20 protein-coding genes and 1 riboswitch are annotated in these 22,785 nt (G+C 46.2%); of the genes, 16 read left to right on the forward strand and 4 right to left on the reverse strand.

Going from position 1 to position 22,785, the window contains the following annotated elements; translation table 11 throughout:
* The first annotated feature begins 308 nt into the window (after window positions 1–308).
* The 4 genes from rhuM (at window position 309) to ABCW47_RS15130 (ending at window position 2,647) form a co-directional block, all read left to right on the forward strand.
* Window positions 309–434 carry a RhuM family protein gene (gene rhuM / locus ABCW47_RS09295; RefSeq protein WP_343209642.1) on the forward strand — a complete coding sequence of 42 codons (126 nt, stop codon included), beginning with the start codon at window positions 309–311 and terminating at the stop codon, window positions 432–434.
* Between the two features lie 142 nt (window positions 435–576).
* The gene (locus tag ABCW47_RS09300; protein WP_343209643.1) at window positions 577–774 is read left to right on the forward strand and encodes a hypothetical protein; all 198 of its coding nucleotides are present in this window, start codon (window positions 577–579) and stop codon (window positions 772–774) included.
* Complete coding sequence (locus ABCW47_RS09305; RefSeq protein ID WP_343209644.1) at window positions 771–2,159, forward strand: caspase family protein; 1,389 nt, start codon at window positions 771–773, stop codon at window positions 2,157–2,159. The genes ABCW47_RS09300 and ABCW47_RS09305 overlap by 4 nt, the downstream gene beginning before the upstream one ends.
* 281 nt (window positions 2,160–2,440) lie before the next feature.
* Window positions 2,441–2,647 (forward strand): helix-turn-helix domain-containing protein, encoded by a 207-nt coding sequence (locus ABCW47_RS15130; RefSeq protein ID WP_425516077.1) that lies wholly within the window; start codon window positions 2,441–2,443, stop codon window positions 2,645–2,647.
* A 100-nt stretch (window positions 2,648–2,747) separates the two neighbouring features.
* On the opposite strand, the gene pflA is transcribed toward ABCW47_RS15130, so the two are convergent.
* The 3 genes from pflA to ABCW47_RS09320 all read right to left on the reverse strand — a co-directional run bounded on the left by pflA (window position 2,748) and on the right by ABCW47_RS09320 (window position 7,189).
* Window positions 2,748–3,467, reverse strand: a complete 720-nt coding sequence (gene pflA, locus ABCW47_RS09310; RefSeq protein WP_343209645.1) for a pyruvate formate-lyase-activating protein — start codon at window positions 3,465–3,467, stop codon at window positions 2,748–2,750.
* 51 nt (window positions 3,468–3,518) lie between these two features.
* A complete protein-coding gene (gene pflB, locus ABCW47_RS09315; RefSeq protein WP_343209646.1) occupies window positions 3,519–5,747 on the reverse strand; it encodes a formate C-acetyltransferase in 2,229 nt (742 codons plus the stop codon).
* A gap of 161 nt (window positions 5,748–5,908) precedes the next feature.
* A riboswitch (ZMP/ZTP riboswitch) is annotated at window positions 5,909–5,993 on the reverse strand.
* Between the two features lie 290 nt (window positions 5,994–6,283).
* A complete protein-coding gene (locus ABCW47_RS09320; protein ID WP_343209647.1) occupies window positions 6,284–7,189 on the reverse strand; it encodes a cation diffusion facilitator family transporter in 906 nt (301 codons plus the stop codon).
* A gap of 172 nt (window positions 7,190–7,361) precedes the next feature.
* Between ABCW47_RS09320 and ABCW47_RS09325 the strand changes: the two genes are divergently transcribed.
* From ABCW47_RS09325 to ABCW47_RS09355, 7 genes are all read left to right on the forward strand, one after another.
* Complete coding sequence (locus tag ABCW47_RS09325) at window positions 7,362–7,538, forward strand: DUF6440 family protein (RefSeq protein WP_343209648.1); 177 nt, start codon at window positions 7,362–7,364, stop codon at window positions 7,536–7,538.
* 99 nt (window positions 7,539–7,637) lie between these two features.
* Window positions 7,638–9,125 carry a polyphosphate:AMP phosphotransferase gene (pap, locus tag ABCW47_RS09330; RefSeq protein WP_343209649.1) on the forward strand — a complete coding sequence of 496 codons (1,488 nt, stop codon included), beginning with the start codon at window positions 7,638–7,640 and terminating at the stop codon, window positions 9,123–9,125.
* A gap of 8 nt (window positions 9,126–9,133) precedes the next feature.
* Complete coding sequence (locus tag ABCW47_RS09335; RefSeq protein ID WP_343209650.1) at window positions 9,134–9,415, forward strand: hypothetical protein; 282 nt, start codon at window positions 9,134–9,136, stop codon at window positions 9,413–9,415.
* 120 nt (window positions 9,416–9,535) lie between these two features.
* Complete coding sequence (locus tag ABCW47_RS09340; protein WP_343209651.1) at window positions 9,536–10,225, forward strand: response regulator transcription factor; 690 nt, start codon at window positions 9,536–9,538, stop codon at window positions 10,223–10,225.
* Window positions 10,215–11,258 (forward strand): sensor histidine kinase, encoded by a 1,044-nt coding sequence (locus tag ABCW47_RS09345; protein WP_343209652.1) that lies wholly within the window; start codon window positions 10,215–10,217, stop codon window positions 11,256–11,258. The genes ABCW47_RS09340 and ABCW47_RS09345 overlap by 11 nt, the downstream gene beginning before the upstream one ends.
* 191 nt (window positions 11,259–11,449) lie before the next feature.
* A complete protein-coding gene (locus tag ABCW47_RS09350) occupies window positions 11,450–12,148 on the forward strand; it encodes an ABC transporter ATP-binding protein (RefSeq protein ID WP_343209653.1) in 699 nt (232 codons plus the stop codon).
* Window positions 12,132–14,669 (forward strand): ABC transporter permease, encoded by a 2,538-nt coding sequence (locus ABCW47_RS09355; RefSeq protein WP_343209654.1) that lies wholly within the window; start codon window positions 12,132–12,134, stop codon window positions 14,667–14,669. The genes ABCW47_RS09350 and ABCW47_RS09355 overlap by 17 nt, the downstream gene beginning before the upstream one ends.
* Before the next feature lie 62 nt (window positions 14,670–14,731).
* Here the strand turns inward: ABCW47_RS09355 and ABCW47_RS09360 are convergent, their stop codons facing one another.
* Complete coding sequence (locus ABCW47_RS09360) at window positions 14,732–16,588, reverse strand: sensor domain-containing diguanylate cyclase (RefSeq protein ID WP_343209655.1); 1,857 nt, start codon at window positions 16,586–16,588, stop codon at window positions 14,732–14,734.
* A 266-nt stretch (window positions 16,589–16,854) separates the two neighbouring features.
* Here ABCW47_RS09360 and ABCW47_RS09365 point away from each other — a divergent pair, with 266 nt between their 5' ends.
* The 5 genes from ABCW47_RS09365 to ABCW47_RS09385 all read left to right on the forward strand — a co-directional run bounded on the left by ABCW47_RS09365 (window position 16,855) and on the right by ABCW47_RS09385 (window position 22,779).
* Complete coding sequence (locus tag ABCW47_RS09365) at window positions 16,855–17,541, forward strand: response regulator transcription factor (protein WP_343209656.1); 687 nt, start codon at window positions 16,855–16,857, stop codon at window positions 17,539–17,541.
* Complete coding sequence (locus ABCW47_RS09370) at window positions 17,528–18,517, forward strand: sensor histidine kinase (RefSeq protein WP_343209657.1); 990 nt, start codon at window positions 17,528–17,530, stop codon at window positions 18,515–18,517. The genes ABCW47_RS09365 and ABCW47_RS09370 overlap by 14 nt, the downstream gene beginning before the upstream one ends.
* An 82-nt stretch (window positions 18,518–18,599) precedes the next feature.
* Window positions 18,600–19,289, forward strand: a complete 690-nt coding sequence (locus ABCW47_RS09375; protein ID WP_343209659.1) for an ABC transporter ATP-binding protein — start codon at window positions 18,600–18,602, stop codon at window positions 19,287–19,289.
* Window positions 19,286–21,868 (forward strand): ABC transporter permease, encoded by a 2,583-nt coding sequence (locus tag ABCW47_RS09380; RefSeq protein ID WP_343209660.1) that lies wholly within the window; start codon window positions 19,286–19,288, stop codon window positions 21,866–21,868. Before ABCW47_RS09375 ends, ABCW47_RS09380 begins: the two co-directional genes overlap by 4 nt.
* A 104-nt stretch (window positions 21,869–21,972) precedes the next feature.
* Window positions 21,973–22,779 carry a Cof-type HAD-IIB family hydrolase gene (locus ABCW47_RS09385; protein WP_343209661.1) on the forward strand — a complete coding sequence of 269 codons (807 nt, stop codon included), beginning with the start codon at window positions 21,973–21,975 and terminating at the stop codon, window positions 22,777–22,779.
* Window positions 22,780–22,785: the final 6 nt, after the last annotated feature.

The raw sequence follows: 22,785 nt of genomic DNA on the forward strand, positions 1-22,785 counted from the left end.
TACAAGTCATTGGCGCTTTACCTGTTTTTTGTAAATGTTTCATGGTAGAATAAACATAGAAAATGTTAGAAAAGAGGCGTGAAGATGAGTGATGAATTAATATAACTTCAGAACACCGAAATTATCATGTACCAAACGTGATGATCTAACCCAAATAGATGTCCAGATGAGCGGTGAAACTGTCTGGCTTAACAGAGAATAAATGGCTAAGCTGTTTCAGAGAGACAGAAGTGTGATTGGCAAGCATATACTTTTAATAAGTATGGGTAAAATTTGCCCATACTGCCAAAGATGCCAGAGTATATCAAGTGGATTATTATAATCTGGATGTTATTATTTCTGTCGTATACAGGGTAAAATCTCTGCTCGTCACGCAGTTCTGCATATGGGCGAATTCTGTACTAAAGGAATATAAAGCGGATAGAGAATCATGACAAATCTGAATTGAGCGAACTGAAAACGGAGGATCTTCTTGATTGAAAGTCAAGAAGAAAGAGTTAAGAGAACTATAAATAAAATCATTTCGTATCTGGCTATAAAGCAACTATGATTGTTATCTTTATGGAGGGATTAATTATGAATAAGTATGAGATTGAGAATGCAATATACAAGGAACTATCTGAAGAACTAAAGAAAATTGGAAAAATGCCTTTTGATAAAGGGTTACCTCTATTGCAGCGTGAGGCGTGGCGCCTTGCTGATAAATATGACACGGATGGCAGCAATGTTTTCAATATTCTTATATCCTACATGAATAAGGAGGCAAAAGAGTGAATATACAAAGGGGGCTTGCACTTGTAGTATCGAATGATAAGTATCAATTTTGCAATCAGCTACCTTCATGTAAGAAAGATGGTTACGATATGAAGGAATCTTTGAGGGTACTTGGGTTTGACATTTTCGCTGCACATGATTTTACTCGTGCCCATTTGTTTGAATTAATAGATCGGTTTATTATTGCCGCAGATTCATACTCGACAGTCCTTCTGTATTATTCTGGACATGGTGTTCAGATTGATGGTGAAAACTATATCGTACCGATAGATTGTAAACCAACACCCAATAAATCGATCCTTATAAACACAGGTTTAGTCCCAATAAAGATTATTGCTGATTATATGAATGCCCATCCGCAGAGATCAAACATAATTATTTTGGATGCTTGCAGAACTTCACCGTCATTTACAAAGGATATTTTAAGTGGTGGATTGGCTGAAATAAAATCTGGACGTGGTACATTCATATCCTTTGCTACAGCGCCCAACACTGTTGCGATTGGATCACCTTCGCCAGATGAAAACAGTATATTTACAGCTTGCCTGCTTCAGCATATTGATAAACCAAATATCAAAATAGAGGAGTTGTTTAAACAAGTACGTTCTGATGTAATAATACGAAGTGGAGGAACGCAAAATCCATGGGAAAGCACTTCTCTTACTGATGATTTTTTTTTCAACATAATGTCGGAGGATCAGATAAATGAAAATATCTATAAGGCAATACGAGATAATAGTTCAGCAGTTAACCTGATATACTTATCAGACTATTACCAGAAACCTATATCAGAGATTTATAGAATCTATTATCGCCAAAAAAGTGAAAAGCCAGGTGGTATTCACTTTAGTGATAAAGCAGAATTTGAAGCCTACATTTTGCACCAGATACTTGAACTTGGGTTTGAGTTTAAACATTATCGTTGGATGTATAACAATAAGGCAGTTGTGATGGGAGAATTCTACCACAGGCCTTCCCAAATTGCATTGGAGCCTTTGGGGAAAGGCATAGATGTAACAATAAACTTATGTGAGCCGCAAATAAATGAAACTGGTTGTGCAATTTCGGGGATAACCAATTTACCATTCAATACGAAATTAATGATAAATTTGCAGAATACTAAGTTGAGATATTTTGCTCAATGCAAAGCACAAATACAACAGGATGGAAGTTTTTGTAGTGATTGCTTCACATATAATAAAGGGGCTTTCCCGAATGGAGAATATAAAGTGATTATTTCAATGCCTGTTGCCAATGTTCAAACAAAAGATGTACAATCAATCATTGGTGAAAGAGGTTGTAATCTGATGGGCACTTATGTCAGTTCATCAATAATAAATGGTAAGACCGTGGAATTTCAGCAAATCATCACTATAAAAAATTAAATTGTAATGTGAGGGCAAAGATAAATCTCAGTTTGCAAGGGTGACTAGTTGTATCTTATTTAGTTATTATGCTATTGTGATTGCATGTGATATTGGCGAATTAATTGAATGTCATTAAAACACTAGAATTAAATTTGGTCGAAAACCTATGAAAAAAGTCAAATAAGCATATTATACAAAGGATGCCAGAAAGAAAAGCCTTAACAACCTATGTCGGCCCCACTGAAAATACTATTATACCTTATAAGGGCCCTGCGCTTGATATGCTTCAAAAGTAAAGACTGAGTTTAGAAGCAAAGGTCGAGATTATACAGGGTTACCTTGAAGGAACCATCACCTTAAGCGAAGTAGCGAGGAGAAGTAGCGTTTCTCGTGATGCAATCGGACAATGGGACCGCAATTACGAAGCAGACGGACCAGATGCATTTCTATTACATAAGAACCGTGTGTATCCCACGGAACTAAAGCGGCAAGCCGTAGAGGTATGAAAAGCAGCCAGCAACGCGTATGCTGCTGGTCAGTAAATATTTGTATTTTTTCACTGTCCTTTTGACGGGAAGCGGTTCAGTTTTCGCGGGGCCCATTTCATTACTGTTTATACAGTATTTGATTTATCTCATTTTGTAGAACTGCCACTTCCTCTTCCGAAGCCTCTGTGTATTTGTCAAAGGGAAACGGAATTTTCAGAGCATCGTATTTACTCTTGCAAAGCTTCCGGAAGGGCAGCAGCTCTGCCTTCTCAATGCAGGCATAGGGCCGGATCAGCTCTGCCAGTTTCTGTATATTTTCTTTGTTGTCATTCAATTCCGGGACGATAACCTGCCTGATCCAGGTAGGAATATTACGTTTATCCAGCTGCTCCAAAAAGAAAAGAACCGAGTTCAGACTTGCGCCGGTAAAATTCCGATAATCTGCTTCCGTGGTCATTTTCATATCCAGCAGACACAGATCAGTAACGCTGAGCAGCCGGGGGAACGATTGCTTCCAGGTATAGCCGCTGGTATCAAGAGCAGTATGGATACCGGCCTCCCGGCAAAGCGTAAATAATTCCGTGACGAATTCTGCCTGGAGAAGAGCCTCTCCTCCCGATACCGTCACACCGCCTTCTCTGCCGAAGTAACTGCGGTAACGCAGTATTTTGGAAAGCAGCTCTTCGGCGGAGAAGAGTGTACCGGCGTTCGGGTCCCAGGCATCCGGATTATGGCAATAACCACAGCGCAGGGGACAGCCCTGCATAAAAATAACAAAGCGGATTCCAGGGCCGTCCAGAGTTCCCAGGCTCTGAAAAGAATGTATACGACCGTTCATAGAAGCTCTTCCTTTCTGAGACATACAGTTACCATGCTGGACTGCCGCCGCCTAAACTGCTTCATGGAAGGTGCGGCTGATAACTTCCCGCTGCTGTTCCTTAGAAAGCTTGTGGAAGTTTACCGCGTATCCGGAGACACGTATGGTCAGGTTCGGATATTTGGACGGGTCTTCATAAGCCTCCATGAGCATACTTTTATTCATCACATTGACATTGATGTGATGAGCCATCTGCTGAAAATACCCGTCCAGGATTCCGGTCAGATTCTGAATCTGATCTTCACGGGAGCGTCCCAGGGCGGAGGGGATGATAGAAAATGTATTGGAAATACCATCCCGGCAGCAGGAATAGTCCAGTTTTGCAATGGAATTCAGGGAGGCCAGGGCCCCATTCGTTTCCCGGTTATGCATCGGGTTTGCACCGGGGGCAAATGGCTCCCCTTTCTTTCGGCCGTCCGGGGTTGAGCCCGTCTTTTTGCCGTATACGACGTTGGATGTTATGGTGAGTACGGACAGCGTATGTATCGCATCCCGGTAGGCAGGAGTTTTCTTTAATTCTGTAATTACATCCTCCAGAATGTCCCGGGCGATACCGTCCACCCGGTCATCATCATTTCCAAATTTCGGGAAATCCCCTTCTGTCTTAAAATCACAGATATAGCCATCCTGATCCCTGATAACAGATACCTTTCCGTAGCGAATGGCGGAGAGGGAGTCTGCGATAACGGAGAGGCCTGCCACGCCAAAGGCCATGAAGCGCTCTACTTCCGTATCGTGAAGAGCCATCTGGGTCTTTTCATAGGCGTATTTATCGTGCATATAATGGATCACGTTCATGGTATTGACGTACAAATTGCAGAGCCACTCTTTGTAGTTCTCAAAACGTTCCATTACGGTATTGTAATCCAGGGTTTCTTCCGGGTATACTTCCATTTTCGGGCCGATATCCATACCTGTCATCTGATCGTGGCCGCCGTTTAATGCCAGGAGCAAAAGCTTCGGCAGATTACATCTGGCGCCAAAGAACTGCATCTGTTTTCCGATCTTCATGGCGGAGACACAGCAGGCGATGCCGTAATCATCTCCGTAATACGACCGCATCAGATCATCATTTTCATACTGTATGGAACAGGTGTCGACAGATACCTGGCTGCAATATGTTTTAAATCCTTCCGGAAGCTGTTTTGACCACAGAATCGTCAGGTTCGGTTCCGGGGAGGAACCCAGAGTGTAGAGTGTGTTAATCATACGGAAGGAATTTTTTGTAACCAGTGTCCGGCCGTCTTCCCCCATGCCTCCCACGCTCTCGGTGATCCACATGGGATCTCCGCCGAAGAGCTCATTATATTCCGGAGTGCGCAGGTGTCTAGCCATACGCAGTTTCATGACAAAGTCATCCATCAGTTCCTGGGCTCCGGCTTCGTCCAGCAATCCGTTTTTCATATCCCGCTGGATATAGATATCTAGAAATGTACTGACCCGTCCCAGAGACATGGCGGCACCGTTCTGTTCTTTAATGGATGCCAGATAGGCAAAGTAGGTCCACTGCAGCGCCTCCCTGGCATTGGAAGCCGGCCGGCTGATATCGATTCCGTAGAGCGCAGCCATTTCTTTCGTCAGATTTAAAAAGGTAATCTGCTGGTAAAGCTCCTCGCTGAGCCGGATATTGTCCACATCCATCAGTTTTCTGCCAAGTTTGTTTTTATCTTTCTGCTTTTCAGCAATCAGGTAATCTGCCCCATAGAGCGCCATTCTCCGGTAATCGCCGATAATCCTTCCCCTGCCGTAAGCGTCCGGAAGGCCTGTGATAATCCCGATTTTCCGCGCCAGACGCATGTCATCTGTATAAACGCGGAAGACACCGTCATTGTGAGTCGTGCGGTATTTAAATTCTGTCTCCAGATGCTCCGACATTTCGTGACCGTAGGCTCTGCAGGCATTTCTTGCCATACGGATTCCGCCGAAGGGGTTGACCCCTCTTTTTAAGGGTGCGTCTGTCTGAAGTCCCACGATCAGCTCTTTTTCCTTATCCAGATAGCCTGGTTTATAGTTGACAAGGGAACTGGCGTGCTCTACGTCGATATCCAGAACACCGCCTTTTTCCTGTTCCTGTCTGAATAGATCATTTAATTCGGCCATCAATTCTGAGGTACGTTTGGTAGGGCCGGATAAAAAAGAGGAATCGCCGGTGTACGGCTCATAGTTGTTCTGGATAAAATCCCGTACATTGATTTCTTCCTGCCAGCAGCCGGTGTTAAATCCGTTCCATTCTTTAAACATAATTTCCTCCATTCCGAAGCGTTTTACTTAGGACTGCCTTTTTCCCTCCTGGATAAATTCAAGTACGCCTCAGCGTACTTGCTGCGAGCCGCATGCCATGCTTTGCATGACATAATACATCGATAAATCCGGACACAGAAAAAGGCAATCCTGACTATAGTCAGAATTGCCCAGACGGTCGACATCATACCTTCTATGCTTCCTTGTGGTGTGCTCCACAATTATCCGTCAGTCACATAGAATCTGGATTTAGTATAAGGGAGGAGGGAGGGGTTGTCAAGGGAAAAGGAAAAATGAAGAGTGAAAAATGAAAAACGGAAAGAGAGAGTGACGATAAAGGAAGAAGGAAGAGCAATGAAAAGAATAGTGAAGAGTGAAAAATGAAGAACGGAAGGGAAAGTGAAAGAGTGTAGAGGGCAATGAAAAGAATAGTGAAGAATGAATAATGAAAAACGAGATGGAAAGATTATGGGTAAATTAATAAGTATGAAAGAAGAGTTGCTTACCGTTATTCACTATTCATTCTTCCCTATCGGTTACTTCGGATTCACATGTACCATGCAGTGCTTGACTTTTGGGTATGTCTCTTCGATGGCGAGATGAACCTGCTCTGCTATGGTATGGCTTTCCCGCAGGGTCTGATTTCCATCCGCCCCGATTTCGATATCGATGTAGATTTTGGACCCGAACATCCGGGTCTTGATATCGTCGATACAGATTACGCCTGTCTGGGCCAGTATGGTTTCACGAATCCGGTCGATGGTTTCGGGATCGCAGGATTTATCGACCAGTTTTTCCATACTGTCTTTAAAGATGCTGACGGAGGCTTTTATGATAAAGAGGCAGATGACGATACTGGCCAGGGGATCGAGTATGGCAAGGCCTAATCTGGCTCCGGCGATTCCGATCAGGCTTCCTATGGAGGAGAGTGCATCGGAGCGGTGGTGCCAGGCATCGGCCATCAGAGCATCGGAATGGATTTTTCTGGCGCCTGCGCGGGTATACCAGTACATGCCTTCTTTTGTGAGGATGGATACGACTGCGGCGATCAGGGGCAGGAGGCCGGGGACAGAATGCTGCGTTTGTCCGCCTGCGATTTTCTGGATACCGGCGGCCCCGATTCCCATTCCGGTTGCAAACAGAATGACAGCCAGAAGGATTGCGGCTATACATTCCAGGCGTTCATGTCCATAGGGGTGCCCTTCATCGGATGCTCTGCCGGAGATAGCCACACCGATGATCACGATTATTGTGGTAAAGACATCGGAGGCAGTATGAACAGCGTCGGAGAGCATGGCTCCGGAATGGCCTGCAATACCGGCGATAAATTTAAATATACTCAGGGTGAGATTGATCAGTATGGTGCGGACTGATATCTGATAGGCCAGCTGCTGGCCGGATGGTTCAGAGGAAGAGAAGAAAAAGAGTCTGCAAGCTTTCATGTTACCTCCATGCCGGAGTCTGTTTTTAAGCGACACGGCATAAAAAATCATACGGACGACTTCTTACGGCGTATCAGGTTTAAGTATTATATGCAATAGGAATGGGAAATGACATGAAAGCAAAGATATGCTATACTGTGCATAAATAAAACGTGATGAGGTAAAAAGAAATATGGAAGACAGGTTTGAACGGATTTATACAAAAGGTACGATGAATGTAAACGAAATATGGGTGGACAGGGAGACCGGAGTGAATTACTTTTATCATCAGCGCGGCAATTCAGGAGGGTTGACACCGCTTCTGGACCGGGAAGGCAAACCTGTTATTACTACGGTTTTAAACCGATAAAATGTAGAAATTATGGGAATCCTACCAGCAGGTGAGCTGTCTGTGCAATTTAGGTTTAAGACGAGCTTTCCGTGAGATGGTGGGGGAAAGGAGCGGCGTATGTTGGAGAAAATAGGAAAGAACCCCAAGCCGGACAGAAAAGAGAGCAAGGAGATCTACAAGGTGAACTGTGAGAAATTGTCTGAACTGCAGCGGCAGTGCAGGGAGGAGAATATTCCGGTTACCATTGTGTTTGAGGGCCTTGACGGAACGGGAAAGGGATATCAGATCGGCCGATTCATCTATCCTCTGGACCCCAGGTTTTTCAGCGTTCATGCCATGAACCGGGAGAGAGAGGAAGAGGCGGCGCATCCATTTCTATGGAGATACTGGAACCGGATTCCCAAGCTTGGCGAGATTGCCGTATTTGATCGTAGCTGGTACCGCAGGGTGAGTCTGGACCGCTTTGATCTGAAGCCTTCCATGGAGGAAGTTGAAAAGGCGTACCGGGATATTCTGGCCTTTGAACGTCAGCTTTCCGACAGCGGGATGGTGATTATCAAGATTTTCCTTTACATTTCCAAAAAGGAGCAGAAAAAACGGTTTGAAGAGCTGGAAAGCCACAGTGAAACCCGCTGGAAGGTAGGGGAAGGTGACTGGCTGCGTCATAAGAAGTACGAGGAATACTTAAAGATAAATGAGGAAATGCTGGAGCGGACGGATGTGAGCTATGCTCCGTGGACGATCGTGGAGGCAGAAGACGATGACTGGGCCAGCGCGCAGATTATCAGCGCAGCTGTGGATTCTCTGGAAGCGGCAATCAAGAGAAAACAGCATCAGAGTGCTCAGCCGGTTTATCAGGGGGAGTCTGGCTTCCATACGCAGGTGCTCAAACATGTGGATCTGAGCCGGACGATGGAGAGGGACGAGTATAAAAAGAGACTTCGGGCAGTACAGAAGCGTCTTGAGGTATTGCACAATGAGATATTTTTGAACCGGATACCGGTAATCGCCGCCTTTGAGGGCTGGGATGCTGCAGGTAAGGGCGGAGCGATCAAGCGTCTGACGGAGCCGATGGACCCCAGAGGCTATGAAGTATGCACGACAGCCGCTCCGAAGGATCTGGAAAAACAGTATCATTATCTGTGGAGATTCTGGAGCCGTTTTCCAAAGAACGGTCATATTGCCATTTTTGACCGTACCTGGTACGGCAGGGTTATGGTGGAGCGGATCGAGGGCTTTTGTACAGAGGCGGAGTGGAAGAGGGCTTACCGTGAAATCAATGAGATGGAAGAGCACCTCACCTCATCAGGAGTGTTGCTGCTGAAATTCTGGCTGCACATTGATAAGGATGAACAGGAGCGCCGTTTCAAGGAGAGAATGGAAATTCCGTCAAAACAGTGGAAGATCACGGAGGAAGACTGGCGCAACCGTGAGAAATGGGACGATTACGAGAGAGCAGTGGATGAGATGTTGGTGCGCACCTCCACCACCTATGCTCCGTGGACGATTGTGGAGGGCAACTCCAAGTATTATGCCAGAATCAAGGTGCTTGAGACGGTTGCCGATAAATTGGAAGAAGGATTAAAGAAAAAGAAAGGAAAATAAGTGCAGACATGGGATTTTCTTGGGATGACTTAAAGCTGAACCGGGTAAAAGAAGAGATCGACAAGATTGATTTCGGACGGATCAAAGAAGATTTTACGGAAAAGGCGGAAATCATAGCGGATGCCGTCGTGGAGAAAGCGGACGAGATTAAAAATAATCCGGAGCTGAAAAAACGGCTGGAAGAGATAAAGCAGGACTTGAAAGATTTTAAGGAAAGAAACGAAGATGTTCCCGAAAAACTGATTCAGGAAGCAAAGGAACTGCTTCGGAAGATGGGTGTGAATATCTGATGGCAAAGCGGGGCAGAGCGCCTTAGTTTCATTCCCTGCTGTTATTGACCGGTTGTTATCTGGGATGTCGTAATTTTGGCGGCATCCCTGTTTTCTTATTACATTCAGAAGGAGCTTTCAATGAGCAAAATTTTAATTGTTGAGGATGATACTCCCCTGCGGGAGGGATTGGTTTATGAACTTGGGAGGGAAGGATACCTGGTACAGGCGGTATCTGCCGGCCTGGATGTATTTCCCGCCCTTTCTTCAGAAAAATATGACTTGGTAATTCTGGACGTGAATCTTCCAGATATCAGCGGGTTTGATCTGTGCCCTCGTATTCGAAAGATTTGCCAGGTACCAGTTATATTTCTGACCGCTAAAGATCTGGAGGAGGACGAAGCAGCGGGCTTTGATCTGGGGGCAGACGACTACATAACAAAGCCTTTCAGCACGATGGTCCTGAAGAAAAGAATCCAGGCGGTGCTGAAACGATCCGGAGCAGGGGGACAAAACGCCTTTTATCAGGATGGTTTTCTGACTCTGGATTTTGAACAATTGAAAGGAAGCCGGAATGAGGATGAATTTGTATTGACACCTACGGAATACCGGATGCTTAAGCTTCTTGCAGCAAACCCGGGAAAGGTGATGACCCGAAGAGTTATGATGGAACGATTGTATGATGAGCAGGAGAACTATGTGGATGAGCATACGCTGGAAGTGAATATAAACCGGCTGAGGAAGAAGTTTGAAGATGCGCAGCACAAGTATATCAAGACCGTTTATGGTATGGGATACATGTGGATGGGAGATGGGTACCGTGAAACGTAAGACGTCATTTCGCAAAATTATAATCACTTCTGTTATCGTGAGTGTGATCGTATGTGTGCTGACAGCCGCTGCATTGATATGGGGCGGACTTAAGCCCATAGGGGGTGTGCTTCTGGTACTCACCACAGGCGGGGCATTATCCCTGGCCTGGGGATTTACTGCCGCCTGCGAACGTAGAGTGACCGCCATTTTTGATGATCTGAACCGATGTATGGATGAAATGATCAACGATGCAAAGGAGGTAGAGTTTCAGATCACGGAAGCCCCTGAGACAGTGGTGGCTAGAGCGCAGAATAAGCTTCTGCGTCTGTACGGGATTCTTCAGAATAGCAGCAGGGAGAGTGCAGCCCAAAAACAGATTATTCAGGGGCTGATCGGGGATATTTCCCATCAGGTGAAAACTCCGATCGCCAATATTAAGATGTATCTTTCTATTTTACAGGAGGAGGATCTGCCGGAAGAAAAGAGGATTGCATTTGCTGCGTTGGCTGCCGGTGAGGGGGATAAGCTGGAATTTCTGATCCAGTCCATGATTAAAATGTCCAGACTGGAGACAGGTGTGATACAGGTCAAACCGGTTGTGGCGCCTGTCTATAATACGGTGGCATCAGCGTTGGGGGAGATTGCACTGCGGGCGGAGCAGAAAAAGCTGAACGTCAGTGTGGACTGCGGGGAAGATATTCTGGTCTGTCATGATGCCAGATGGACGGAGGAGGCCCTTTTTAATCTGTTGGACAATGCGGTGAAATATACGGAGGAGCAGGGAAACATTTGGGTCAAAGTCAGCCGTTGGGACTGCTATGCCAGGATTGATGTGGCGGACAGCGGGAGAGGAATCGCAGAGCCGGAACAGGGGGCTGTTTTTAAACGGTTCTATAGGGGAGCGGATGTCAGGGACGAAGAGGGCATCGGTGTCGGCCTGTATCTGGCCAGGGAAATCATACAGAAACAGGGAGGGTACATTCAGGTGTCATCTCAGTTAAAGAAAGGCTCCATATTTTCCGTTTTTCTGCCGGTGGAGTGCGAATTATAATAGTGCATGAAATGCGGGCTTTTGGCCCGCATTTCTTTGTGATTATAGTACCATGCTTTGTTCTATAACAGTGATATGCCTGATGATTGAACAGTGATTAGAAATACTCACAGGACTGTGAGCTTTTTGAGAGTATTCTGAGAGCCTTTGTCTGTAGAATAAAGGTGTTAAAGGAAGGGAGGATTTTAGAAATGGAAACAGATAAAATTTTACAGGCAAAAGGCCTTAAGAAATATTACGGCAAAGAGCCCAATCTGACCAAAGCGCTGGACGGAGTGGATTTTTCCGTAAGCCACGGCGAATTTGTGGCGATTGTCGGCACCTCGGGAAGCGGGAAATCCACCCTGCTTCACATGCTGGGAGGACTGGATGTGCCTACGGAGGGACGGGTATGGGTGAACAACCAGGAACTGTCCAAAATGAACGATGAGGAATTGTCGGTATTCCGAAGAAGAAACATAGGATTTGTGTTCCAGCAGTTTAATCTGGTACCGGTATTAAATGTATATGAAAATATTATCCTGCCGATCCGATTGGACGGAGCGCAGGTGGACGAGGCTTATGTGACTAAGGTAGTGCGGATGCTGAAGCTGGAAGAAAAGTGTCAGAGCCTTCCTTCTACTCTTTCCGGAGGACAGCAGCAGAGAGTTGCCATCGCCAGGGCGCTGGCAAGCAAGCCTGCCATTCTTCTCGCAGATGAACCGACCGGAAATCTGGATACCCGGACCAGCCAGGATGTGCTGGGCCTTATGAAAGCAGGGAACAAGCAGTTTGACCAGACGATGGTGATTATCACCCACAATGAACAGATTGCGCAGCTGGCAGACCGGATTATACGGATTGAAGATGGAAGGATAAAGGAGGGGATGGCGGATGTTTCAGGTAAATAGTAAGCAGATGCTGGGCCTCCTCTCCCGGCGGACATTAAAATCCAGAAAAAGCCGGAATATCATCGCTGTGCTGGCCATTGTACTGACGACGATTCTATTTGCAAGCCTGTTTACCATCGGAGGAGGTATCGCGGAGGAAACAAAGCAGTCTGAACTTCGTTCTATAGGAGGCGACGGACATACTTCGATTAAGTATATGAGCCAGTCAGAATATGACAAGCTGTTGACCTCCCATAAAATGAAAAGTGTGTGCCATACCATAGTAACCGGACAGGCCGTCAATGAGGAAATCGCTAAGCTGAACACGGAGGTTCACTGGGCAGATGATGACTATGCAAAACAGGCGTTTTCTTATCCCACCACAGGCCGGATGCCGGTTTCGGGAAAAGAGGCAGCGGTCAGCGATAAAGTTCTTCAGAAGCTGGGAGTTCCTCTGGAATTGGGACAGGAGTTCTCAATAAAAATCCGTGTGAATGATAAAATATATGAAGACACCTTTACTCTCTGCGGCTACTGGGATGGGGATATTATCGCTATGGCTCAGATGGTATGGGTCTCCAGAGATTACAGCGATCAGATCGCACCGGTCCCGCAGGAACCGGTGACAGATTTTTCGAAAATTGACGGAACAATACAGGCTTCTGTTGATTTTTCCAACACCTTTCACCTGGAGGAAAAGTTAAAGGATCTTCTGACAGATGCGGGACTGAATCCGGATCGTCCGACAGGCATCAACCCGGTATATCAGAATTCTGCACAGACCGTGGACTTAAGCGTCATACTGGCTGTCGGCGTTTTGCTGACCGGGGTCATGCTGTCGGGATATCTGATTATTTATAATATTTTCTATATCTCCGTATCCCAGGATATTCAGTATTATGGTCTGCTAAAAACAATTGGTGCCAGCGGAAGGCAGCTGAAGAAGCTGGTAAGGCAGCAGGCACTTCTGCTCTCCTGCATCGGTATCCCGATGGGAGCGCTTGCGGGGTATCTGGTCGGGAAGCTGTTACTCCCGGTTATTGCGTCACAGTTTTATATCGGCGGCCCGGGGCTGTACCGGGTAAATCCTCTGGTCCTGCTGGGAGCTGCGGCATTTTCTGTCCTGACCGTACTGATCAGCTGTATCCGTCCCTGCCGGCTGGCATCCAGGGTCTCTCCGGTGGAAGCCGTCCGCTATACGGATGTGCCGGATAGCGGAAAAAAGAAGGCGAAGCGGACCGGGAGCTGTTCTCCTTTTTCCATGGCGATGGAGAATCTGGGAAGAAACCGGAAGAAGGCGGTACTGGTTGTGCTCTCCCTCACTCTGAGCATGATTTTACTGAACAGCACCTACACAGCAGTGAGCGGCTTTGATCTGGAGACCTATATTAATGAGCTGGCCCCAACGGATTTCTCCGTGGCAGACTTCACGCTGGAGTCTGTAGGGAATATCAACAATATTCTGGATGGTATTTCGCCGGAATTCGAAAATCAGGTGAAGGAACTGCCGGGAGTTAATTATTACTCGCAGATCTATGCAATTGATAATATTGTCGATATGAATGATGAAACACTTGAGCGATTTGACCGGGCAGTGGATAATTTGGGGGATAGCTGGCTCGAGTTTGCTTTTAACAGAGAAGCAGCTGAGCAGACGAGGAAATCCAGAAAAACCACAATGATGAGTTATGGCGTGGACGAATCTATGGCGGAGGCAGCGGATTATAAGGCAGGGTCCTTCGATGCTGAAAAATGGAGAAGCGGAAAATATGTGCTGGTCAATGATATTCTCCAAATTATGAGTACAGGAAAAGGTGTGTTTTACGAGCCGGGAGATACGATTGAACTGGAGGGAAAAGATGGGAAGATAAGAGAATATACCGTAATGGCGGATGCCAAGATGCCATATGTCTTTTCTTCTAAATTTACCTTGGACTGGGGACTGTCGGTGATTCTTCCACAGGAAGAATTTCAGAAGCTGTATGGGGAAAGAAAGCCGATGCGGGTAGTCTTTGACGTGGATGAATCAGAGCTTGTGAATGCAGAAAGGTTTATGGCGGATTACTGCAACAGTACGGACCCTAACTTAAGCTATGTCTCCAGAGAGACATACCGCCAGGAATTTCAGAAGACTCAGAATACCTATATTGCGGTAGGCGGGACGCTCAGTGTTATCCTTGCTCTTATCGGTATCTTAAACTTTGTGAATGCCGTCCTCACATCCCTGCTTGCAAGAAGGAAGGAACTGTCTATGCTCCAGGCGATCGGAATGAGCGGAAAGCAGTTAAAACAGATGCTGATCTGGGAAAGCCTGGCCTATATCGGCCTGACATTTCTGTTTGCCGCCACCCTGGGTTCTGTGGCAGGGTACTATCTGGTACAGATGATTGTGTCTATGCAGTATGCATTTGTCTATCATTTTACTTTGCTTCCTATTATCTTGTGCCTCCCGGTGCTTGGGCTAATCGCCTGTATGGTGCCGCTTATCTTCTACCGGCACATCAGCAGGGAATCTATTGTTGACAGATTGAGAGAAGTATAAATAAAACTAATATTATAAAAGCAGCCCTGTCCTAGGTTATCCGGAAGGGCTGCTTTTTAATGTTATTGCTGTTTTACAGTGAAACAATACCTGTTTTTACCCTGCTGTTTTGCAAGATACATTGCCTGATCCGCACTTTGATAGAGCGTCCCGTAGCTGCTGCCGTCTTCAGGATAACAGGATATTCCAATGCTGCATGAAATTCCTGCAGTGTGACCGGAACAGGTGATTCCGGCCAGGTTATCCAGCAGAGTTTCAGCTTTGACCACAGCAATATCATGATTTGAAGTGCCTGGCATAAATACGGCGAATTCATCCCCTCCGATCCTTCCGATCAGATCACTCTTACGGAATACATTAACAAGAAAAATTCCAATTTCGTTCAGCACCTGATCTCCGGCAGCGTGGCCGTAGGTGTCATTTACGGTTTTAAAATTGTCTACATCAATCATGAAAAAGACACCGCTTTTTTCCGTTTGAAGTGCTTTTTGTACCCGCTGGCAAAAAGTACCTTTATTGTATAGGCCGGTAAGGGAATCCTGCTCGGATTGCTTCAGCAGACCCAGCTCCTTTTCTTTTTGCAAGCTGATATCGGTCAGTTTGCCAAGCAGAATGGCCGGCCGGCCGCCGCTCTCGTATATGACCTGATACTGACAGGAATACCAATGATATGTTTCATCTTCCATGAGAAACCTCAGTTCAGTCTGAGAAATCACTCCTTCTGCCGGCAGATTCTTAAGTATGAATGCTGTCTTCTCCCGATCCTGAGGATGCAGTCTGCCTGTGGGATTTAACTTATCCTGCGGATGATAAATCTGATGGGAATCCAGATTCAGAAGCTTGGTGGCATTGGATGTAAATTCGATCGTATCCGTCTGATAATAGTACTCAAAAAGGATTGTATCGGAAAAACTGGCCAGAGCGGCATAACGGGAATGTTCCAGCTCCAGTCTCCGCCACTGTCTGCGGACAATGCGATAAACCAGTATGCCCACCGCTGCTGTAATCAGAACCAGAATGACACCGGACCAAACCGTATTATTCAGAATCGTAGAAGAATGCAGGGCAACATCCCGGGCTTCTGTTACATTGAATATATGCCACCCATTATAGCCCAGACTGGTAACGGAACAGTAAAAGGAAGCTTCCCCGCTGGTAAAGTGATAGGTATCTTCTTTATTTTCTGATATGGCCGCTTTGAGAAGTGCCGTATTCTGTTCTGAGACACCATTTTGCTGCAAAGCCTCATAGATATTCAGCTCCGGCAATGTGTCATCTGAGCCGTCATTACTCACATGAATCAGCTGGCCGTCTTGTTTCACCAGATAAGAATGTACGGACTCCCTGAAATATCCGGTCTGCAGTGTGCGTACCAACTGATCTGCCTTCATGACACTGCGCAGCACGCCCACGGTACGGCCGCTGTCTGTGGTGGGAACAGCGATACTGTAGTAGTAGTCCTTGCCGAGACGGTTTGAAAATCGGACTTCGGAGACAATACTTTCCGCGCGGAGCAAACGATTATAGGTATCCAGTTCCGAGGCAGAGGAATTCTGCTGAAGAATGGTTTCATAAAGATTTTCCATGGTGATATAGTTGATGGTATACTGGCCGTTCTGCCGTTTGTTGATCACATTCAGATAATCGGCTATCCACGATTCCAGTGGACCGTGTGAACTGGTCTCTGCCATAACAGCGATCGCCTGCAAGGTTCCCTGGATATCTTGTATGGTTGAAACAACCTCCTGTTTCTGACTGACCGTATACGCGGTCAGATTTTCTTTGATTAAAACATCGAATTCTTCATTGATTTTTCTGCGGTAGTGGAAAAACAGAGTCATAATACTGAAGCTGAGCAAAAGAACACAGAATAGGATTAAGAGAATGGTCTTCCTGGGATATTTCATTTTCTGATTCAATATACCTCTCCTCCCAGTAACAGATTTTATGCAGTAAGACAAATTTCCTCTGCACTTAAAGTTTATTATATTTCTCAGTTAAATTCAATGTAAACTAAGAAAGTGGTTCGCGAACGGATGAGAACTATTTTTGTTAATGTTTGTATGGAATACCTGGCTTGTATAGTTCTGCTGAAATAAATATAATAAAGTTAACTGTTTTATTTGTAAGTATCAGAATATAAATCGGAAGCGGGCAGAAGAGAAGAAAAGGATGGTGGACATAAATGAGACGAATACTTTTGGTTGAGGACGACAAGGCAATCGCTAAAAATCTGGTGCTTTTGCTCCGATCGGAGGGATTTATGGTCACCCATGCTTCCGCCCGGCGTGAAGCCGTTGCACTGCTTGCAAAGGATCAATTCGATCTGGCACTTGTTGACATTTCACTGCCGGATGGAAATGGATTTACTGTTTATACGGAAATCAAAGAGAAGGGGGATATTCCCGTTATCTTTGTAACAGCTTTCGGGGATGAGGCAAGTGTAGTTACGGGACTTAATATGGGGGCAGATGACTATGTCATAAAGCCCTTTCGTCCCCGTGAATTAATTGCCAGAATCAATACTGCCCTGCGTAAAATCGGAGGGCGGGGAAACGTTTTTGAAATCCGCGGACTTTCCGTCGATACATCAAGCGGCGTTGTGAAGAAAGAAGGGGGCGAGATTCCGCTTTCTGCCCTGGAATACCGTCTGCTTCTGGTATTTGTGAACAACCCGAAACAGATAATTACAAGGAGCAGGCTTCTGGATGAATTGTGGGACGCGGCGGGTGAATTTGTCAATGACAATACGTTAACTGTATACATCAAACGCCTGCGGGAGAAGATAGAGAACGATCCGGCCAATCCGCAGATTATACTGACTGTCCGGGGAACCGGATACAAATTGGGGGATGGCTATGCTTCGAAATAGAGAATTCCGGCAGTTTGCCGTTATGTTTATCGTTATGTCAGCAATAGCTGTAACAGCGGGTTTTATAATCAGCTGGCCGGCAGGAATACTTAATGCTTCTTTTGCCGTGGCATCTGGCACGGCGGTTTTCCTGTTTAACAGGGCACGTTATCAAAATATTGCCCAGATTTCCAGTCAGATTGATCTTGTACTTCATAATGTTGACCGCATCTATATAGGAGAAGAGGAAGAGGGCGAATTGTCTATCCTGCGCAGCGAGATAACGAAAATGACACTGCGCATCCGGGAACAGAATGAAGCGCTGAAAAAGGAAAAGGAACATCTGTCCGACTCCCTTGCCGATATAGCCCATCAGCTGCGGACTCCCCTTACATCAGCAAATTTAATATTATCACTGATGGGCAGCAGCCCGGATGAGCATGAGCGGAAAACACTGGCCCGTGAAATAGAAGAGCTTCTTTTGCATATGGACTGGCTGCTGACATCCCTGCTTAAATTATCCCGACTGGATGCAGGCATAGTGGTATTTCAGAAGGAGCGTATTGATGCGGACAGCCTGATCAGGACTTCACTTCGTCCGCTGCTGATCCCAATGGAACTGCATGAGATTGAGGTAATAACTGCCGTGCCGGCGGGAATTGAGATTTGGGGTGATTCCGGCTGGCTTTCCGAAGCAATTCAAAATATCCTCAAAAACTGTATGGAAAGCGCTGGCGATCGGGGTAAGATCGAGATCAGCGGTACCGATAATCCGCTGTTTGCCGAGATTACCATCCATGACAGCGGACCGGGTTTTCAAACGGAAGATCTGTCCCGGCTGTTTGAGCGGTTTTATCGCGGTAAGAATACGGACACCGCAGGTTATGGCATCGGACTGGCTCTGTGCAGGATGATTATAACACGGCAGGGCGGAACAATTACTGCCAAAAACCATCCTCTGGGCGGGGCGGCTTTTACTGTCCGTTTGCCAAAGTGACAGATCTTTCACCTGAAAGTCACCGGGATGTAAGTTTAATGCTCTATTATATAGGGAAACCATGGGAAAGGAGGCTCATATAATGGAGCTTTTAAGGATTGAAAACTTATGTAAGGTGTATGGCAAAGAAGAAAATCAGGTTACTGCGCTTGACAACATTTCACTGACAATTGAAAAGGGGGAGTTTACCGCTATTATTGGCTCCTCGGGTTCCGGAAAATCGACTCTGCTGCACATTATCGGGGGTGTGGATGTTCCGACCAGCGGAAAGGTATATCTGGACGGACAGGACGTTTACGCCCAGAACAATGAAAAACTGGCTATTTTCCGCAGGAGGCAGGTTGGCTTGATTTATCAGTTTCACAATCTTATTCCTACTTTAAATGTGGTGGAAAATATCACGCTGCCGGTCCTGATGGACAAGAGAAAGGTCAATGAAGAGAGACTGAATGAGCTGCTGGATCTGCTTGGACTGAAAGACCGGCAGGCCCATCTGCCCAACCAGCTTTCCGGAGGTCAGCAGCAGCGTGTATCTATCGGCCGTGCTCTGATGAATGCACCTCAGGTTATGCTTGCCGATGAACCGACGGGCAGCCTGGACAGCCGGAACGGCCATGAGATTGTTAATCTGCTCAAACTGAGCAACAAAAAATATGGTCAGACTCTTATACTTGTCACACATGATGAAAACATAGCACTGCAGGCAGATCGTATTATCGGTATTTCAGACGGCAGAATAGTGCGTGATGAGAGGCTGGTGGTCCGGTCATGAATATATTTCATAAAACAGCTCTGCAGAGCATGAAAAAGAGCCGTACGCGTACGATTGTAACAATAATAGGGGTTATCCTGTCCGCCGCTATGATTACGGCGGTTGCTACTTTTACGATATCCCTGCAAAACTATATGGTGGAGGATGCAGCCGTGAGATACGGCGACTGGCATGTGGAATTTCTGGATGTCAATTCCTCTTTTGTTCAGGAACGGTCCGTGGACCCTAAAGCTGCGGATACAGCCTCATTTCAAAATATTGGGTATGCCCAACTGATAGACGGTAAAAACCCTGACAAGCCGTACCTGTTTATAGCTGGATTTGGCAGGGAAGCATTTGAGAAGCTGCCTGTCAATCTTGTGAGCGGCAGGCTGCCTCAAAACAGCGGAGAAATATTAATCCCGGCACATGTGGCGGCAAACGGCGGCGTGAAATTTTCTGTGGGTGATACGCTTACTCTTGCTGTGGGAAACCGAATGGACAATACGAAAATTCTTGGTCAGCATGATCCTTATATGTCCGGGGATACGGAGGGGAAAGAGGGAGAAAAACTTGAACCGAAAGCAGACAAAACCTACACGGTGGTCGGTATTTGTGAAAGGCCTGGATTCGAGGAATATTCGGCGCCCGGCTATACCCTGATCACGGCAGAAGATCCGGCTGAGCTGGTTGACAGCTTCAGCGTATTCGTGAAGCTGCCAGATCCACGGGGAGTCCGTTCCTATGCTGATAAAACAGCTGCAGGGCATAACTATGTCTTTAATGATAATGTCCTGCGTTTCATGGGGTTGTCGGATGACAAAATATTTAACACACTTTTGTACTCAGTTGGGTTTATTTTGGTCGCCCTGATTATGACCGGCTCCGTATTCTTAATTTATAATTCTTTTAATATTTCCCTGAATGAACGTACAAGACAGTTCGGGATACTCTCTTCTGTGGGAGCTACAGCGAAGCAGCTGCGCAATTCAGTTCTGTTTGAGGGGCTCTGTATCGGCGTGATCGGCATACCGATCGGCATCATTGCCGGTATTGGAAGTATCAGCCTGGTGATATCCTTTGTGGCAGGAAATTTCAGTAATCTTCTCAACAGTACGGTCCCCCTAACCCTGAAAATATCACCCGCCGCAACCGCAGCCGCAGCCGTAGTTGCAGTGATTACAATCCTGATTTCTGCGTATATTCCGGCAAAGAAAGCTGCAAATACGCCTGTGATGGAGTGTATCCGCCAGACCAACGAGGTGAAAGTGGACGCCGGGACTGTGAAAACTTCCAGGACTGCACAGCGTATTTACGGGCTGGAAGGAACGCTGGCATTAAAAAACTTTAAGCGAAATAAGAAGCGGTATCGCAGTATTGTGCTGTCACTCACACTGAGTGTTGTGCTTTTTGTTGCAGGAAGTACATTCAGTGCTAATTTAAAGCAGGCAGCACAACAGGGTGTTGTGGACAGCGACTTTGATATCATGTTTACCACCCATGATATGGAAGAAAGTGAGCTGTTCCAGTTATATGAGAAACTGCAGACCGCGGACGGAGTTTATGAAAGTTCTTATCAGGCGATTTCTGAATACACATGTACCGTGCAGACGGAGAAGCTTTCGGAGGCTTACCGGAATGCCGGCGGCTTGAATCTGACAGATGAAACGACAGATCTTCTGTTGGATATTCAGTTTGTTGAAGACCGTGTATTTCTGGATTTTATTCAAAGCCTGGGATTATCTCCTAAGGACTACACCGGGAAGAATGCCGGGATGATAGCTGTAGCCAAAGATAAAGATGTGAATAAAGATGGGGAAAACGTGTTAATCGACATGTTTACAGACCGTTCCATAAATATTTTGGTTACTCCTGGTACAGACGGCGGGGAGAAAAAGGAGCAGGGACAAAATATAAACCTGACCCTTGTAGATACTATACCGGTTGATACGCTACCCAGGGACCCCTCCGAGGTAAAACAGTACGTTTTTATGGTGGTCGCACCCTATCAGCAAAAAGAAAAATTTGATAGTCCGTCTGCCCGCACAGAACTGGGTTTAACCTTCTTGTCGGAGAGCCCCTCACAGTCGGCAGATGAGATGGAAGGGATGATTGAGGAGACGGGGATTACTGCTGACTATGCTTTTTACAATGTGCACAAAATTATGGAACAGAACCGGAATATCCTATTCGTGGTAAATGTATTTACCTATGTTTTTGTTATCATGATCTCATTGATTGGGGCCGCCAATGTATTCAACACAATTTCCACTAATATCAGGCTTAGGAGAAGAGAACTTGCCATGCTCCGGTCTGTGGGAATGTCGGAGCGGGACTTTCAGAAAATGATGAATTTTGAGTGTGCCTTTTATGGCATGCGGACATTGGCGTTCGGAATTCCTGCCGCAGGTATTCTCTCCTGGCTGATTGTTACAGGCTTTAACGCCGGAGGGGCAGAAATTGAATATTTGTTCCCATGGAGCAGTATAGGAATCAGTGTGCTTGGTGTGTTATTTATTGTATTTATCACCATGCTGTATGCCGTCCGCCGCATAAAAAGAGAGAATATTATTGATGCCCTTCGGGATGATATGACCTGATTGAAAAACGGGTCGTTCACGAATTCTCCCCTTTTATAAATAAAGGAAATATAGTATGATAAGGGATAAGAAGAAGTTGAAAAATGGAAGCCGGAGGATGATCTATGAGCTACAGGATGCTTGTGTTGGATATTGATGGAACCCTTACTAACTCGGAAAAAATCATTACGGAAAAAACCAGAGCCGCGCTGATCCGTGCGCAGAAGGCGGGACTGAAAGTCGTTCTGGCTTCCGGAAGGCCTACCTATGGAGTAAAAGATCTGGCCAAACAACTGGAAATGGACCGTTACGGCGGGTTTATTCTTTCCTATAATGGGGGGAAAATTGTGGACTGCCGGAGCGGAGAAGTGATTTTCAGAAAGGTAATTCCCCAGAGTCGGATAAAGGATGTTTGCCGTCTGGCGAAAGAGCATCAGGTGGCGCTGGTGACCTATGAGGCCGATCAGGTTATTGCCACGGATGCAGAGGATCAGTATGTCAGGCTGGAGGCATGGAATAACAAGATGGAGCCGATTCTGATTCCGGATATGGAAGCTTATATTCGTTTTCCGGTAGTCAAGTTCATGATGGTTGCAGAGGGAGATTACCTTGCCGACGTGGAGATAAAAGTGAAAGAGGCGCTGGGAGCAGGCTTCAGTGTCTATCGTTCAGAGCCGTATTTCCTGGAGATTATGGCGGAAAATATTGATAAAGCCCAGTCTCTGGCTACCCTGCTGGCTCACCTGGGGCTGACCAAGGAGGAGATGATCTGCTGCGGCGACGGTTTGAACGATCTGACGATGATACGTTTCGCCGGGCTGGGCGTGGCCATGGAGAATGCGGCGGATTGTGTCCGGGAGGCGGCTGATTTTATAACGCGCTCCAATGATGAAGATGGTATTGCCTATGTAGTGGAACGGTTTATTCAATAGAGTGAT

Origin of the sequence: Anaerolentibacter hominis (genome assembly GCF_032380675.1) — a bacterium.
Classification (GTDB): Bacteria; Bacillota; Clostridia; order Lachnospirales; family Lachnospiraceae; genus Anaerolentibacter; species Anaerolentibacter hominis.